Raw genomic sequence first — 16,342 nt, forward strand, 5'->3', positions numbered from 1 at the left:
GGCAATCGTCGCACCCGGTGACCGAAGGGACGCCGCTTCGGCGCCGGATAGAGTGCGTCCATGCCCGAGACTCCGCGGCTGTTGTTCGTGCATGCGCACCCCGACGACGAAAGCCTGAGCAACGGCGCCACGATCGCCTACTACGCCGCCCGCGGGGCGCAGGTCAGCGTGGTCACCTGCACGCTCGGCGAAGAGGGGGAGGTGATCGGCGACCGCTGGGCCGGGCTTGCGGTCGACCACGCCGACCAGCTGGGCGGCTACCGGGTCGGCGAACTGACCGCGGCCCTGCGGGCGTTGGGCGTCGAGGGCCCCCATTATCTGGGCGGGGCGGGGCGCTTTCGAGACTCGGGCATGGCCGGCACCGAGCCGCGGCAGCGGTCCGGTGGTCGTCGGCGGTTCATCGACGCCGACGAGCACGAGGCGGTCGGCGCGCTGGTCGCGATCATCCGGGAGCAACGCCCGCACGTCGTCGTCACCTACGACCCCAACGGCGGATACGGCCACCCCGACCACATCCACGCCCACACCATCACCACGGCAGCGGTCGCCGCCGCGGCCGAATCCATCGACTACCCCGGGCGGCCGTGGGCCGTGCCGAAGTTCTACTGGACGGTGCTGGCCACCGATGCTTTCACGGTCGGCTGGCGGGCTCTGGAGCCCGCCGATCTGCTGCCCCAATGGACGATCCCGCCGCCGGAGGAATTCGACTTCGGCTATCCCGACGAGAAGATCGATGCCGTCGTAGCAGGGACACCGGAGGCGTTGGCCGCCAAGGTGGCAGCGCTGACCGCGCACGCCACGCAGGTCGTGGTCGGGCCGACGAGACGGGCCCTCGCCTTGTCCAACGACCTGGCGTTGCCGATTCTGGGCGACGAACACTATGTGCTGGTGGCCGGTTCCGCGGGGGCCCGCGACGGCCGCGGCTGGGAAACGGACCTGCTCGCGGGACTGGATTTCGACGGGTGGGGTGCGGAGTAGGCTGCCAAACAGGCAGCCACGGAAGGATTTCTTATGGACCCCGACCTGGACCCGAACCTGCAGCACTGGCAGGACCGGCTGGACAGCCTGCAGTGGGTTATCGGTTCCATTCTGTCCAACGTCGACAGCGTCCCGACCTGACCGAAACCAAGCCGCGTACCGCACCCGTCGAGGACGTCGGCACGACAGACCCAGCCATTCGTGTCGTGGTGTTGGCTCTCTTGGCGGTCGACGGGGTGTTGTCAGCACTCGCCGGGGCCCTCCTGCTGCCTTCCTATATCGGCACCGTTCCCTTCCCGATCAGCGGCCTGATCAGTGGCCTGGTCAACGCCGCCTTGGTCTGGGCCGCCGGGCGGTGGACCAGCACGGCGCGGGGGGCCGCCTTGCCGCTGTGGACGTGGTTGCTGACCGTGGCGGTGCTGAGCATGGGTGGCCCCGCCGACGACATCATCCTGGGTGGCCGGGGCCTGATGGCTTACGGCGCACTGCTGCTCATCGCGCTCGGCGTGACGCCGCCGGTGCTGGTCTTGCTGCAGCGCGGCGTTCGCTGAGTCCATGCACAGGTGCAAAGGCACGTCCCATCGGGGGTGAAAGCGACGACCGGCGCTACTGTTTGCGTACAGCATCGCTATGGTTGCCGAAACGCAGATGTTGGGACATCCGGATGAAATTCGATCGCGGGGAAGTTACACCAAGGTGCCAGTGACACCGAGGCCTCCAGGCGAGGAGCCCACTGTTCTGCCGAATCCCGTCTTTCCGAAGGCCGGCGACTCTGTGCCCAAGGTCAACGCTTCTGCATTGCGGCGCGTGCTGCGCCGGGCCCGCGACGGCGTCGCCCTCAACATCGACGAGGCGGCCGTGGCGATGACCGCACGCGGCGACGACCTCGCCGACTTGTGCGCGAGCGCGGCCCGGGTGCGCGACGCCGGCCTGGAATCGGCAGGCCGGCGCGGGCCGAACGGCCGGTTGCCGATCGCCTACTCACGCAAGGTGTTCATCCCGGTGACCCACCTGTGCCGGGACAACTGCCATTACTGCACCTTCGTCACCGTCCCGGGCAAGTTGCGCGCCCAGGGGGCGGGCATGTACCTCGAGCCCGACGAGATCCTCGACATCGCCCGTCGGGGCGGCGAACTGGGTTGCAAGGAAGCGTTGTTCACGCTCGGCGACAGGCCGGAGGACCGCTGGCCGGAGGCGCGCGAATGGCTCAGCCAGCGCGGCTATGACTCGACCCTGTCCTACGTGCGCGCGATGTCGATCCGGGTGCTGGAGGAGACCGGCTTGTTGCCGCACCTGAATCCGGGTGTGATGAGCTGGTCGGAGATGTCGCTGCTCAAGCCGGTGGCGCCGTCGATGGGCATGATGCTCGAAACGACGTCGCGACGGCTCTTCGAGACGAAAGGGCTTGCCCACTACGGCAGTCCGGACAAAGACCCGGCTGTGCGGCTGCGCGCGCTCACCGACGCCGGCCGGTTGTCGATTCCGTTTACCACCGGTCTGTTGGTCGGTATCGGCGAGACGCTGGCCGAACGTGCCGACACCCTGCACGCGATCCGCAAGTCGCACAAGGAATTTGGGCACGTCCAAGAAGTCATCGTGCAGAACTTTCGGGCCAAGCAGCACACCGCGATGGCCGCCGTTCCCGACGCCGGCATCGAGGACTATCTGGCGACCATCGCCGTTGCCCGGCTGGTGCTCGGTCCGGGCATGCGTATTCAGGCGCCGCCGAACCTGGTTTCGCGGGAGGAATGCCTGGCGCTGGTGGCCGCGGGAGTCGATGACTGGGGCGGGGTTTCACCGTTGACGCCCGATCACGTCAACCCGGAACGGCCGTGGCCGGCTTTGGATGAGTTGGACGCCGTCACCGCCGAAGCCGGTTTCGATCTGGTGCAGCGGTTGACTGCCCATCCCAAATACATTCAGGCCGGCGCCGCGTGGATCGATCCGCGGGTGCGCGGTCATGTTGTGGCACTGGCCGATCCGGTGACGGGCCTGGCGCGCGACGTCAACCCCACCGGCCTGCCCTGGCAGGAGCCGGACGACGCGGAGTCGTCGGGTCGGGTGGACCTGAACGCCGCGATCGACACCGAGGGCCGCAACTCCGAGGCGCGCAGCGATCTCGACAGTGCATTCGGCAACTGGGAGTCCATTCGCGCCCGGGTGCACGAGCTGGCCGCCAGGGACAGCGCCGCGCCGGAACGCATCGACACTGACGTGCTGGCCGCGCTGCGCTCGGCCGAACGCGACCCGGCCGGCTGCAGCGACGACGAATACCTGGCGCTGGCCACTGCCGACGGACCCGCACTGGAAGCCGTTGCCGCGCTGGCAGATTCGCTGCGCCGGGACGCGGTCGGTGACGATGTGACGTTCGTGGTGAACCGCAACATCAACTTCACCAACATCTGCTACACGGGATGCCGGTTCTGCGCGTTCGCGCAGCGCAAGGGCGACGCCGACGCGTACTCGTTGTCCGCCCGGGAGGTCGCCGACCGGGCCTGGGAGGCGCACGTGCAGGGCGCGACCGAGGTGTGCATGCAAGGCGGGATCGACCCCGAGTTGCCGGTCACCGGATACGCGGACTTGGTGCGCGCCGTCAAAACCCGCGTGCCCGCGATGCACGTGCATGCGTTCTCGCCGATGGAGATCGCCAACGGGGTGACCAAGAGCGGCCTTTCGGTTCGCGAATGGCTGATCAGCCTGCGCGAGGCCGGTCTGGGGACCATCCCGGGCACCGCGGCCGAAATCCTCGACGACGAAGTCCGCTGGGTGCTGACCAAGGGCAAACTACCCACCTCGATGTGGATCGAGATCGTCACCACCGCGCACGAGGTGGGCCTGCGGTCGTCGTCGACAATGATGTACGGACACGTCGACAGTCCGCGGCATTGGGTGGGCCACCTGAACGTGCTGCGCGAAATTCAAGATCGCACAGGCGGATTCACCGAGTTCGTGCCGCTACCCTTCGTGCATCAGAGCTCGCCGCTGTATCTCGCCGGCGCCGCCCGGCCCGGGCCCACCCACCGCGACAACCGGGCCGTGCACGCACTGGCCCGAATCATGTTGCACGGCCGCATTTCTCAGATCCAGACCAGCTGGGTCAAACTCGGTGTCGAACGCACCCAGGTGATGCTCAACGGCGGCGCCAACGACCTGGGTGGGACGTTGATGGAGGAGACCATCTCACGAATGGCCGGCTCCGAACACGGCTCGGCGAAAACGGTAGCCGAACTGGTTGCCATCGCCGAGGCCATCGGCCGCCCCGCGCGGCAGCGGACCACCGATTACAGTCCGCTCGCCGCGTAACCGTCCGCGCCCCGGGGCGCTGAGCACGCCGACGGGCATCCCGCGGGACCGGCGACCGCGACCACCCGGGCCGCCGCGGCGGCCCGGAAAATACGGCTAATGGTCAGCGGCTATTGAGGCTCAGTAGTTGTTACAGACGACCGCGACTTGCTGGATCGTGTTGAAGTACTTGGCCGCCGCCGGCATGCCCTGGATCTGGGCGGCCATCTGCTGGCGCTTGGGCGGTGGTGCCGCCAGGAACTGGCGAATGTAGTTCTGCGCGAACGGTGACTCGTTCAACTGCTGGGCAGTCGCCGGGTCATTCGCGTTCAGCGCCGCGATCACCTGGCCGTAGTTGCAGGTCGTGTTGATGATCGGATCCAGGGGGTCTGCCGAGGCGACCCCCGCGGCGGCGCTCAGCGCCACTGCCGCGCCGCCGACCGCGGCTGCCAGTTTGCTCAACGACAGCGTCATCATGCTTGGACACCTTCCCCGGAAAGTTATTGCAACGCCAACGACGGCTACGTGATCTGCACTACCGGCTGCCGTCTGGGACGAGATTACCAGCCGCCGCGGACGTTCTTCGCTTTCATCGTCATTCGGAAACCCGGCGGAAATCGTGACCGCCGACGACTTGCCGCAGCGGTGATGTTCGTCACAGCGGCAAACGCGGCGGCGCAACTGCCGCGCGGCGATCGAGTGACGGCTTCGGATAGCGGGTACGACGACGAGCATGGCTGCGAGACTGCCCGTACCGAAAGTCCGCCGAATCGTGGCGTGCCCGGTGGTTGACGTGTATGTGCAACGTCTAGTATCAGTAACCGAAAGCTTTGCTTATGGCCGCCCGAGGCGCCGCGGCGAGGCAACCAGCAGCCCACCTGAGCAGTACATCGACAAAACGTTGAGGAGACGTCCGTGACGTACACGATCGCCGAACCCTGCGTCGACATCAAGGACAAGGCGTGCATCGAAGAATGCCCGGTCGACTGCATTTATGAGGGCGCACGGATGCTGTACATCCACCCCGACGAATGCGTGGACTGCGGCGCCTGCGAGCCAGTGTGTCCGGTCGAGGCTATCTATTACGAAGACGATGTGCCCGACCAGTGGAGCCAGTACACCCAGATCAACGCCGACTTCTTCGCCGAGCTGGGCTCGCCGGGAGGTGCGGCCAAGGTCGGGATGACCGAGAATGACCCGCAAGCGGTCAAGGATCTGCCGCCGCAGGGCGAAGGAGACTAGAGGGGGACCAGTGCAGCAGGAGCCCACGGGGGGCCGGACTGCCGTGTCGGGTGTCCTGCCGGAATTTCCCTGGGACACCTTGGCCGACGCCAAAGCCGCGGCCGCAAGACATCCTGATGGCGTCGTCGATCTGTCCATCGGCACCCCGGTGGATCCTGTCGCGCCCATCATCCAGGACGCGCTGGCCGCCGCCGCCCACGCCCCCGGCTATCCCGCCACCGCCGGCACGCCCGAGCTGCGTGAATCGGCGGTCGCGGCGCTGCGTCGCCGCTTCGGCATCACCGGGGTTCTCGAGTCCGCCGTACTGCCGGTGATCGGCTCCAAGGAACTGATCGCTTGGCTCCCGACGCTGCTGGGCCTCGGGCCCGCCGACGTGGTCGTCGTGCCGGAGCTGGCGTATCCGACCTACGACGTCGGTGCCCTGCTGGCCCGGGCGCAGGTGCTGCGCGCCGACTCGCTCACCCAGCTGGGGCCCCAGTCCCCGGCGCTGGTCTACCTGAACTCGCCGAGCAACCCGACCGGACGGGTGCTGGGCGTCGATCATCTGCGCAAGGTCGTCGGATGGGCGCGCGAACGTCGCGTGGTGGTGGCGTCCGACGAGTGCTACCTCGGGCTGGGGTGGGAGGCCGAGCCGTTGTCGGTGTTGCATCCCGACGTCTGCGATGGTGACCACACCGGATTGCTCGCCATTCATTCGTTGTCGAAAAGCTCGTCGCTGGCGGGATATCGGGCCGCCTTTGTGTGCGGCGATCCCGCCCTGGTCGCCGAGCTGCTGGCCGTGCGCAAACACGCCGGCATGATCGTGCCGACGCCGGTGCAGGCCGCCATGGTCGCGGCGCTAGACGACGACGACCACGAAAAGGTGCAGCGCGAATGCTATGCGCGACGGCGGGCGGTGCTGGCACCGGCGCTGCGCGCGGCGGGCTTGTCCATCGACCATTCCGAGGCGGGACTGTACCTGTGGGCCACCCGCGGCGAGCCGTCCCGCGACACCGTCGGGTGGCTGGCGGACCGGGGCATCTTGGTGGCACCGGGCGAGTTCTACGGCCCGCGCGGCGCCCAGCACGTACGGGTGGCGTTGACCGCTACCGACGAACGCATCGATGCCGCGGCGCAGCGGCTCACCGCCTCGCCGGCATCCTGACCGAGAAATCGACATCGATCCGCCGCCGCCCCGCGCACGCGGCAGAATGCATCGAAGCATCACAAACCGCTCGGGGCAAGGAACGATGTCGTGACAACTTCGGCCAGCAAGCTGCGCCTTCCACTGTCCATCGAGGACGTCGTCAAGCGCATCTTCCTGGGCAAGCCGCTGATCACCGAGAACTTGCGGGCCGAGAGGCTGTCGAATCCCGTTGCGCTGGGCGCCCTTTCACCCGACGCGATTTCGTCGACCGCCTACGGCCCCGAGCAGATCCTGATCGAACTGCTGCCCGCGGCGGGCCTGGCGGCCTTTGCGCTGCTGCTGCCGATCACCGGCGTGATCCTGCTGATCCTGGTGCTGGTCGCCGCCTCGTACCGGCAGGTCGTGATGACCTACACCCGGGCCGGCGGGTCCTACATCGTGGCCCGGGAGAATTTCGGGCCGCGCATCGCCCAGGTCGCCGCCGCGGCGCTGTTGATCGACTACGTGGTCACGGTCGCCGTGCAGTCGGCGGCCGGCACGGTGGCCGTGGTGTCAGCGATCCCGTCGCTGGGGCCGCACAGTCTGCAGATCACGGTCGGCGTGGTGCTGGTCATCTGCTTTCTGAATCTGCGCGGCCTCAAGGAAGCGGGCCTGCCGTTCGCGTTGGCCACCTATTTCTTCATCGTCATGGTCGGTCTGACGATCATCGTCGGCGTCGTGCGCGCCCTCTCCGGTGAGCTGCCCGTCTACGACCCGGCGCACATGCCCGGCACGGTGCCGGTGCACAAGGCCGACGGTCTGGTGATGGGCGCGACGGTCTTGACGCTGCTGCGCTCGTTCGCCAACGGGGGGTCGTCGCTGACCGGGGTCGAGGCGATCTCCAACACCGTCGACGTATTCCGGAAACCGCAGGGCCGCAACGCTCGACGCGTCCTGACCGCAATGGCGACCGTCCTCGGACTGTTGCTGGCCGGGGTTGCCTACCTGGCGTATGAGACCCATGCGATGCCGTACAAGAGCGAATATCCCTCGGTGCTGTCGCAGATAGCGCGAGCGGTGTTCGGCGGCGGGGCCGTCGGCAACATCTTCTACATCCTGGTGCAGACGGCGACGGCGGCGATCCTGTTCACCGGCGCGAACACCAGTTTCAACGGATTCCCGGCGCTGGCGAGCTTCGTCGCCGAAGACCGGTTTCTGCCCAGGCAGTTGATGAAACGCGGTCACCGCCTGGTGTTTTCGAACGGGATCATCACGCTCACCGCGTTGTCGGTGATCCTGCTGCTGGCCACCGGAGGCTCGGTCAACGCGCTGGTTCCGTTCTACGCGATCGGGGTGTTCACCGGCTTCTCCATGGCCGGTTACGGCATGACCAAACACCATGTGACGCATCGCGAGGCCGGCTGGCGGGGCCGACTGGTGATCAACCTGTCGGCGGGAATCCTGTCCACCATCGTGGTCGGCATCTTCGCGGTCGCCAAGTTCACCGAGGGTGCGTGGCTGGTCGTGGTGGTCTTCCCGATTCTGGTCTTCCTGCTGATCCGGCTGAACCGCGAATATCGGGCCGAGGCAGCGATTCTGGAGATGTTCCGCACCGACCGCCCCGATTTGGTGAAGTATGCGCGGCACAAGGTTTTTGTGTTCGTCAACTCGGTCGATCTCGCCGTCATCGAAGCGCTGCGCTACGGCAAGGGATTGCGGGCCGACGAGATGATCGCGGTGCATTTCATGGTCGACGCGGCGCTGGCCGCGCAGATCCGCAAGCGGTGGGATCACTTCGAACTCGACACCCGGCTGCGCGTGGTGGACTGTCCGGACCGGCGCATCATCCGGGCCGCGCAGCTGTTCATCGCCAAAGCGCGTGACGAGCATCGCGACGCCAATGTGACCGCGCTGCTGCCCCGGCGCACCTATAACCCGTTGGTGGGCCGGCTGCTGCACGACCGCACCGCGGACAAGATCGCCCGGGCGGTCAGCATGATTCCCGATGCGGCGGCCACGATCGTCCCCTACGACGTTCAAACCCGTATCGAAGAGGCCTACCCGGAGCGGTTCGAACAGCGCATCATTCGCGAGCTCGAGCGGTTCGGCGAATGGGTGACCCGCGGCGAGGACCGGGACGTCCACGCCTACGAGCATCCCGACCCGTCGCGGTCGGTGCTCACCGTGGCGGGCCTGCTGCCGGGACGGCGCGCCACATTCGAAGGACGCGTCAACGAAGTGGAGGACACCACCCAGGGCCGGCGCACCCTGCGCACCGTCCTCGTCGGCGACCACAGCGGCGAGATCAACCTGATCTTCCGGGCCGGCCACGGCGGGGCCGACATCCAGCCCGGTCAGCTGTTGCGCATCACCGGCAAACCCAAGCAGGGCGGCAACCGGCCGATGACGATGGTCGACCCGATGTACCACATCGTCGAAGACCCGGCCCGGGCCGGCAGACCCGGCCCGGCAGAGGGCAGCAAAAGGTGACCGTTAACGTGGAGACCGGTTGTACCGGCATGCCATGGGGAGGACAGCAGTGAAGCGACTGGGAGCCGTGCTGGCGTCCATGGTGGGTCTGGCCTTCACCGCAAACGGGTATCGGCCGTTGGGCAAAGGCGGATACGGCACGGCTTTTTCGTTCGCCTACGGTGTGGTCGCCTCGGAGTTACCGATGCAGTCGCTCGCCGTCCAATTCTCCACGCTGGCCGCGCTGTCGCGCCGGTTGCCCGCGCGGACCCTGAAATTCACCTGGCTGCTGTCGGCGCTGTCCTGGCTGGGCCTGCTGGGTCTGCGGCATTTCGGGCGCCGGGCCAACGAGCCGCTGACGGCGGCGCTGGACGCCGGCTTGGGCGCCGAGCGGCGGCGCGAATCGGGTGATTTGTGGAAGCGCCCGGCGCCCGGCGGGGCGACGGCGAAAAAGCCCGGCGTGGCGCGCATGTTGCGCGTCTACCGCGACTACGCCCACGACGGCGACATCAGTTACGGGGAGTGCGGTTCGCGCAACCATCTCGACATCTGGCGCCGGCCCGACCTCGACCGCAACGGCCGGGCGCCGGTGCTGCTCCAGGTCCCCGGCGGCGCCTGGATGGTGGGAAACAAACGCGGACAAGCACATCCGCTAATGAGCCACCTGGCCGAACTGGGCTGGATCTGTGTCGCGATCAACTACCGGCTCAGCCCCCGTTCCACCTGGCCGGACCAGATCGTCGACGTCAAACGTGCGATCGCGTGGACGAAGGAGCACATCGCCGAGTACGGCGGTGACCCGGATTGGCTTGCGATCACCGGAGGTTCGGCCGGCGGGCACCTGACCGCGCTGGCCGCGCTGACCCCCAACGATCCGCGGTTCCAGCCGGGCTTCGAAGACGCCGATACCCGGGTGGACGTCGCGGTGCCGTTCTACGGCGTGTACGACTTCAACGCCACCGGCTCCGCGGTACACCCGTTGATGGCGGCCATGGTCGCCAAGAACGTGTTCAAGGTCAGCCGCACCGACATCGCCGAACCGTTTCGTGCGGCGTCGCCGATCACCTACGTCCGCCCGGACGCCCCGCCGTTTTTCCTGCTGCACGGAACCAACGACACGCTGGTTCCGGTCGCGCAGGCCCGTAGTTTCGTCGCGCGGCTGCGCGAGGTCAGCCAACAGCCGGTCGTGTATGCCGAATTGCCCTGGGCGCAGCATGCATTCGACATCTTCGGGTCCGCCCGCGCGGCGCATGCCGCGGTCGCGGTCGAACAGTTCCTGGCCGAAATGTATGTGCGCCGCGGGCCGCTGCAACAGACGGCGACGACGGCCGCGGCGACCGGGACCGGCCGATGACGCGGCAACGCGTCACAGGCCGCGCGTTCCGATAACGACCAGCAGACACCCGGCCGCGGCCAGCGCTGCGGCCACCTCGACGCGCCGGCGCGACCGGATCCAGACCTGCAGTGTGACCATGCCGGCGCGGGTTCTGCGGGGCGCCAGCAGATAGGCCAGTAGCGGGAGTTCCACCAGCGCGAACGCCACCACATGGAACATCAGTAACGCGCCGAGCCGCGTCATGGCCGCAGTCCCCGACGCGACGATCGCGGCCAGCGCGGCCAGGTAATCGACGGACGGCAGCGCGATCCCGAGACCGGCCGCGCCCGCCACCCACAGCGACCGCCCGTGCAGCAGCCGCCGGGAAAAGCGGCCCAAACCGTGGTGCTCGCGCGGGTCGGGGCAATCCGCCGCCCGGCGCGCCTCGGCCCCGCCGCCGAGTCGGGACCGCCACCAGACCTGCGCGCTCAGCAGGATCGCGACCAGTAGCGCCATCGCACCGATGAGGATCTGCAGCCTGGGCACGGTGAGCTGCGACGAATCGAGCAGCCGACGCTGCAGGCCGAACACCACGGCCAGTCCCACGGTCATACCCATCGCGAATCCGCCGCACAGGAATGCCGACAGCTGCAGCACCGGCCTGGGACGGTGGAGCATCAACACCGTCATGCCGATCCGGAACGGCTCGACGCTCATGGCAACGGCCATGAGCAGCAGGGTGATCCACATACCGGGCGTCCACGTTACCGGCCGGCCTGCCGGCGGCCGCCCCCGCCCTAGGTGGCTAGGAGGTTACGCCCCAATGGAATACGCGCGATGTCAGCAACACGATGCCCAGGGAGACCGTCGCGACCACGGCCAGGCCGATGACGGCAACGACGAGCGGACGCCATCCGGTGCGCGCGATTTGGCGGAAGTCGGTGTTGAGGCCGACGCCAGCGAAGGTGAGCAGGAACGCCCATTTGGACACGTTCGCCAGATTGGCGGTTTGGCCCTTGGTCAGCCAGCCCGCCGTCGCGATGGCCGACACCGCAAGAAAGCCCAGCACGAACTTGGGAAACTTTTGCCAGATGAAGGCGGCCTTGGCGGTTGCGCCGGCGGCGATCTCGTCAGCCTGCCCGCGCGCGGCCCAGTACAGCGCGAAGCCGAGCACGACGAACCCGATCAGCGCGTTGCGGGTCGACTTCACCAGGACCGCAATCTTGCCGGCCTGATCGGAATACAGGTAACCGGTGGCGGTCGTCTCGGCGGTGTTGTCCACCGACAGGCCCGCCCACAGACCGAATTCGTGATCGGTGAGCCCGATGACGTGTCCCAACGGCGGCAACACGAACAACGACACGGCGCCCAGCGCCAGGATGGCCGCGATCGCGTAACTGACGTCGGAGTTGCGCGCCCGGATCGCGCCCTTGGCGGCCACGATCGCCGACACCCCGCAGATCGAGGTGCCGATGGCCAGCAGCGAACCCAGTTTCCCGGACAGCCCAAATGCCCGCGCCACGACGATGATCACGGTCCCCGCGATGGTCATATCCACCAGGATCTGAACCAGGCTGATGGCGCCGAGTTTGGCGATGTCGCCCAGCACGAACCGCGCGCCCAGGACCACGATGCCGACCTTGAGCCAGAACTCGTAGGTCTGCACACCCGGACGGAAAATTCGGTGCAGTCCGACGGTGTTGGTGATGAGCAGCCCAATCACGATGGCCCACAACACGTATTCGATGTCGGGCAGCCGCCAGTGTTCATGCTTGGCCAGCGCGTTCCACCAGATCTGGGCGTATTTGCCGAGCAGCCCGACGGCGATCAGCAGCACGATGCCGGGCAGGTAATCCAGCGGCCGCCGGCTGGAGAATGCCGGTTCGTCCAGCGACTCGTCGGGTTCGGCTTCGGTGGTGCTCACGCCGTCACCACGGAATCTTCGGCAGCGCGTCGGCCACCGCCAGCGCCGTGATCGCCCCGGCAACCAACGTCGCCCACCAGTCCACCGATACCGAGCCGACTCGCTCGCGCCAATCACTCACGCACGCATGGTTGCCCGCACGGGGCCGGCCGCCAAGTGATTGGATCGTGATGAGTCTAGCTGGGCCGCGGGCTGCGTTGATTGAGCAGCTCGATGACCTGCGCGACGAGGTCGTCGATGTCGGCCTCGGTGGTGTCGATCACCAGGTCGGCGTTGTCGGGAGGCTCGTAGGGCGCGTCGACGCCGGTGAGTCCCTTGAGCTCGCCGCTGCGGGCCCGGGCGTAGAGGCCCTTCGGGTCGCGCCGTTCGCACTCTGCCAACGACGTCGCCACATGCACCTCGATGAAGGGCAGCTTGGCGGCGTCGTTGAGTTCGCGGGCGATCTCGCGGTCCGACTTCAGCGGCGAGACCAGCGACGCCAACGCGACCACGCCGGCATCGGCCAGCAGACGAGTCAAATGGCCGACGCGCCTGATGTTTTCGGTGCGGTCACCGGGGGAGAAGCCCAAATCGTCGGACAGGCCGTGGCGCAAGTTGTCGCCGTCGAGCAGGTAGGCCACCCGGCCGGACTCGACGAGTGCGCGCTCGACGGCGACCGCGACCGTCGACTTGCCCGATGCGGGCAGACCGGTGAACCAGATCGTGGCGCCCGGCTGCCCGGTGGCCTGCCAGCGGTGCGCCCGGTCCAGTGCCGACGGATGCCAGCGAATGTCGGTGCGGGCGTGGCTGCCCGGCTTGACCTCGCGGGCCTCGATGATGGTTCCGGCGCCGACGGTGTCGTTGGTCGTCTCGTCGATCAAAATGAAGGCGCCGCTGTCGCGATTGTCGGTGTAGCTGTCGGCGATGACGACGCTGCTGGTGCGCAGGGTGAGGGTGCCGATGTCGTTGAGCGCCAGTTCAACCGGCTGATCCAATTCTTCGAGCGTTTCGGGGTCCAGCCGGGTGTGCAGCTCCTGCACGGTGGCCCGCACGGTATTGGTGGTTTGTTTGAGCGCCAGTCGATCGCCGGCCCGCAGTGGGGCGTCGACGAACCAGCACGCCGTCGCGTCGAGTTCGCGGGCCAGCACCGGCAGGACGGCGTCGTCGGTTCCGCTGACCAGCACGTCGCCCCGGCCGACGTCGATGTCGTCGGCCAGTTCGATCGAAACCGACAGTGGCGCAACAGCGGTGGTGCGTTCGTCGTCGAGGGTGTCCAGCGCCGTCACCGTCGAGCGGGTGCCCGAGGGCAGCGAGATCACCGGATCCCCGACGGACAGCGTGCCCGCGGCCAGCCGCCCGGTGTAGCGGCGGCGTGCGTCGGCGGTGGGCCGAGACACCCATTGCACCGGCAGTCGCAGCCGCGCCGGCTCGGCCTGCGGGGCGGCCAGCTCGACACCTTCGAGGTAGTCCAGCAGCGTGGGTCCGTCGTACCACGGCGTGCGCTCGGAGCGATGCACGACGTTGTCGCCCAGCTTGGCCGCCAGCGGAATCACCGTGATGTCGACCTCGCCCAGCCGGGCCGCCAACGTCTGCAGCTGCTGTTGCACCTCGGCGAATTTCGTCTCGTCGAAGTCGATCAGATCGATCTTGTTGACCGCCGCGACAAAGTGCTTGATACCCAACAGCTTTGCGATGCGGGCGTGGCGGCGGGTCTGCCGCAACACCCCGGCGCGGGCGTCCACCAGCAGGATGGCCACGTGCGCGTTGGAGGCGCCGGTGAACATGTTGCGGGTGTAGCGCTCGTGGCCGGGGGTGTCGGCCAGGATGTAGCTTCGGGTTTGCGTGGAGAAGAACCGGTACGCGACGTCGATGGTGATGCCCTGCTCACGTTCGGCGCGCAGCCCGTCGGACAACGCGGCCAGGTCGGCGACGCCCTCTTCGTCGGTGACCGCCTCCAGGTGGTCCAACGGCAGGCTGTCGGTGTCGTGCAGCAACCTCCCGATCAGGGTGCTCTTCCCGTCGTCGACGGAGCCGGCGGTGGCGATGCGCAACAGCTGGCGGGTCAAACCCTTGGGCGGCAACGTGTTTTGGTCGGCCTGCTCGGTGCTGGTCATCAGAAGTACCCCTCTCGCTTGCGGTCCTCCATCGCCGCTGCCGAGGTCCGGTCGTCCGCTCGGGTTTCGCCGCGCTCGGACACCGTGGCCGCCGAGATCTCGCGGATCACGCCCGCGATGTCGGTGGCGCGGGACCGCACCGCCCCGGTGATGGTGAGGTCGCCGACGGTGCGGTAGCGCACCCACTGCGTCGCCGACGTTTCACCGTCCTGCGGGCCGGCGTACTGCGAGACGGCCAGCAGGATGCCGTCGCGCTCGAACACCTCGCGCTCGTGTGCGTAGTAAATCGACGGTATTTCAAGGTCTTCCAGCTCGATGTAACGCCACACGTCCAGCTCGGTCCAGTTGCTCAGCGGGAACACCCGGACCTGTTCGCCCTTCTTGATGCGGCCGTTGTACAGCGACCAAGGCTCGGGGCGCTGTGCGCGGGGATCCCACTGGCCGAACTCGTCGCGGAAGCTCAGGATGCGTTCCTTGGCGCGGGCCCGTTCCTCGTCGCGGCGCGCACCGCCGAACGCGGCGTCGAAGCCGCCGGCCTCGAGCGCGTCGAGCAGGGTGCGGGTCTGGGCCCGGTTGCGTGAGGCATTGGGGCCGGGGTCGGGAACCCGGCCGTTGTCGATCGACTCCTGTACCGACGCGACGATCAACTTGTGCCCCGCACCGGTGACTCGGCGGTCGCGGAACTCGATGACCTCGTCGAAGTTGTGGCCGGTGTCCACGTGCATCACCGGGAACGGCAGGGGCAGCGGGCGAAATGCCTTCTCGGCCAAGCGAAGCAGCACGATCGAGTCCTTGCCCGCGGAAAACAGCAGGACGGGTCGTTCCAGCTCGGCAACGACCTCGCGGATGATGTGCACCGCTTCGGCTTCCAGCAGCCGCAATTCGTCGACGCGGCGCGCCTCAGTCGGGGTCATTGCCGCCGTTCCTCCTCATCGCTGCGCTCTGCATCGTCACCGGCGGGGTCATGTCGGTAATCCCTGTTTCTCGGCGTCCGCCCGGTACCGGTCCACCCATTCGTCGGAGCGCTTGTCGGCTTGACGCTCCAACATCGGCTGCGGTGCGAGCCGTGGATCGAGTCCCAGCGTCTCCAGGATGGTGCCGACCACCTCGGTCAGGTTGCGCCACAGCACCGGATACGGGACTTCCATCGGCTTGACGTCTTCCTCGGCGAACCAGGTCTGCCAGCCCTTCTCCTGCTCGCGCAGCATCGTGACCACGTGCGCAATGGCGCCGGCGTGGTAGGTGGCGCGCGCGTCGCGGGCCGGGTCGGGCCTGCCCCGCCAGACCCGGGTCTGCACCGCACGCCAGAACGACACCGCCTGCGAGACGACATCGGGCCGGTGGATGTGGACGAACAACGGCTCCTCGCCGACGACGTCGCGGATGGCGGCCAGCAGTCCCGCGCCCGAACGGTTCGGCAGTTCGCTGGCGCGATGCAACAGCAGCGGCGTCTGATTCCACATCAATTTGCCGCCCCAGACGCCGTTCGGCGTCCGGCCGACGGTGCGGATGTAGTCGCGCCAGATTTCGGCGGGCGCCAGGTCGGGCTTTCCCGCGTCCAGGGGGTCGAGCAGCCGCAGGATCGACTCGTCCTCGACCCCGGCGAACCACTCCCGGGGCTGCGGGGCCTGGCTGGTGCTGGGCAGGTATTGGAAGAACTCCTGCGGCTCGCCGGCGACGCCGGTTGCCCGCAGCGATTCGACGAGCAGCGTGCTGCCGCTGCGCTGGGACGCCAGCACCAGATACGACGAGGGATGGTGTGTCACTACCGCAGACTAACCGGCCGGAAATGTGCTGCAACACGAGCAATTACGTTCACGTTGATTCCAAAGGAGGTTTGCTGCGCTCAGCGACCCGGCGCCGCCGCGCGGACACCGATGCCAATCCTGCAAAACATAGGTCGCTCCTCATCCGGTATTTGCTCGCGCAGGTCG

Annotated in this window: 13 protein-coding genes; 7 read left to right on the top strand and 6 right to left on the bottom strand. The window is 67.7% G+C overall.

Annotated elements, in window-relative coordinates; translation table 11 throughout:
- Positions 1 to 60: 60 nt before the first annotated feature.
- The 3 genes from mshB (at position 61) to AWC25_RS08975 (ending at position 4,281) form a co-directional block, all read left to right on the top strand.
- Positions 61 to 978, top strand: a complete 918-nt coding sequence (mshB, locus tag AWC25_RS08965; protein ID WP_069401363.1) for an N-acetyl-1-D-myo-inositol-2-amino-2-deoxy-alpha-D-glucopyranoside deacetylase — start codon at positions 61 to 63, stop codon at positions 976 to 978.
- A 92-nt stretch (positions 979 to 1,070) separates the two neighbouring features.
- Positions 1,071 to 1,529, top strand: coding sequence for a hypothetical protein (locus AWC25_RS08970; RefSeq protein ID WP_069401364.1), 459 nt, complete (start codon positions 1,071 to 1,073; stop codon positions 1,527 to 1,529).
- Positions 1,530 to 1,626: 97 nt separating this feature from the next.
- Positions 1,627 to 4,281 (top strand): bifunctional FO biosynthesis protein CofGH, encoded by a 2,655-nt coding sequence (locus tag AWC25_RS08975; RefSeq protein WP_084229423.1) that lies wholly within the window; start codon positions 1,627 to 1,629, stop codon positions 4,279 to 4,281.
- A gap of 120 nt (positions 4,282 to 4,401) precedes the next feature.
- Here AWC25_RS08975 and AWC25_RS08980 read toward each other — a convergent pair whose 3' ends face one another.
- Positions 4,402 to 4,734, bottom strand: a complete 333-nt coding sequence (locus tag AWC25_RS08980) for a hemophore-related protein (protein ID WP_044512203.1) — start codon at positions 4,732 to 4,734, stop codon at positions 4,402 to 4,404.
- 441 nt (positions 4,735 to 5,175) lie between these two features.
- On the opposite strand from AWC25_RS08980, the gene fdxA reads away from it, so the two are divergent.
- The 4 genes from fdxA (at position 5,176) to AWC25_RS09000 (ending at position 10,430) form a co-directional block, all read left to right on the top strand.
- A complete protein-coding gene (fdxA, locus tag AWC25_RS08985) occupies positions 5,176 to 5,502 on the top strand; it encodes a ferredoxin (protein ID WP_044507554.1) in 327 nt (108 codons plus the stop codon).
- A 43-nt stretch (positions 5,503 to 5,545) separates the two neighbouring features.
- A complete protein-coding gene (gene dapC / locus AWC25_RS08990; protein WP_069401365.1) occupies positions 5,546 to 6,646 on the top strand; it encodes a succinyldiaminopimelate transaminase in 1,101 nt (366 codons plus the stop codon).
- 90 nt (positions 6,647 to 6,736) lie between these two features.
- Positions 6,737 to 9,097, top strand: coding sequence for an APC family permease (locus AWC25_RS08995; protein ID WP_069401366.1), 2,361 nt, complete (start codon positions 6,737 to 6,739; stop codon positions 9,095 to 9,097).
- A gap of 79 nt (positions 9,098 to 9,176) precedes the next feature.
- Positions 9,177 to 10,430, top strand: a complete 1,254-nt coding sequence (locus tag AWC25_RS09000; RefSeq protein ID WP_244899480.1) for an alpha/beta hydrolase — start codon at positions 9,177 to 9,179, stop codon at positions 10,428 to 10,430.
- A gap of 12 nt (positions 10,431 to 10,442) precedes the next feature.
- Here AWC25_RS09000 and AWC25_RS09005 read toward each other — a convergent pair whose 3' ends face one another.
- The 5 genes from AWC25_RS09005 to stf0 form a co-directional block, all read right to left on the bottom strand.
- Positions 10,443 to 11,141, bottom strand: a complete 699-nt coding sequence (locus AWC25_RS09005) for a GAP family protein (RefSeq protein WP_069401368.1) — start codon at positions 11,139 to 11,141, stop codon at positions 10,443 to 10,445.
- 55 nt (positions 11,142 to 11,196) lie between these two features.
- On the bottom strand, positions 11,197 to 12,315 hold the full coding sequence (locus AWC25_RS09010; RefSeq protein ID WP_069401369.1) for a YeiH family protein: 1,119 nt from the start codon (positions 12,313 to 12,315) through the stop codon (positions 11,197 to 11,199).
- Between the two features lie 176 nt (positions 12,316 to 12,491).
- Positions 12,492 to 14,408: an adenylyl-sulfate kinase gene (gene cysC / locus AWC25_RS09015; protein WP_085166658.1), complete on the bottom strand. Its 1,917-nt coding sequence runs from the start codon at positions 14,406 to 14,408 to the stop codon at positions 12,492 to 12,494.
- A complete protein-coding gene (gene cysD / locus AWC25_RS09020) occupies positions 14,408 to 15,322 on the bottom strand; it encodes a sulfate adenylyltransferase subunit CysD (protein WP_069401371.1) in 915 nt (304 codons plus the stop codon). The genes cysC and cysD overlap by 1 nt, the downstream gene beginning before the upstream one ends.
- 48 nt (positions 15,323 to 15,370) lie before the next feature.
- A complete protein-coding gene (gene stf0, locus AWC25_RS09025) occupies positions 15,371 to 16,174 on the bottom strand; it encodes a trehalose 2-sulfotransferase (RefSeq protein ID WP_069401372.1) in 804 nt (267 codons plus the stop codon).
- Positions 16,175 to 16,342 lie beyond the last annotated feature (168 nt).

It is taken from the genome of Mycobacterium sherrisii (assembly GCF_002102355.1).
Classification (GTDB): Bacteria; Actinomycetota; Actinomycetes; order Mycobacteriales; family Mycobacteriaceae; genus Mycobacterium; species Mycobacterium sherrisii.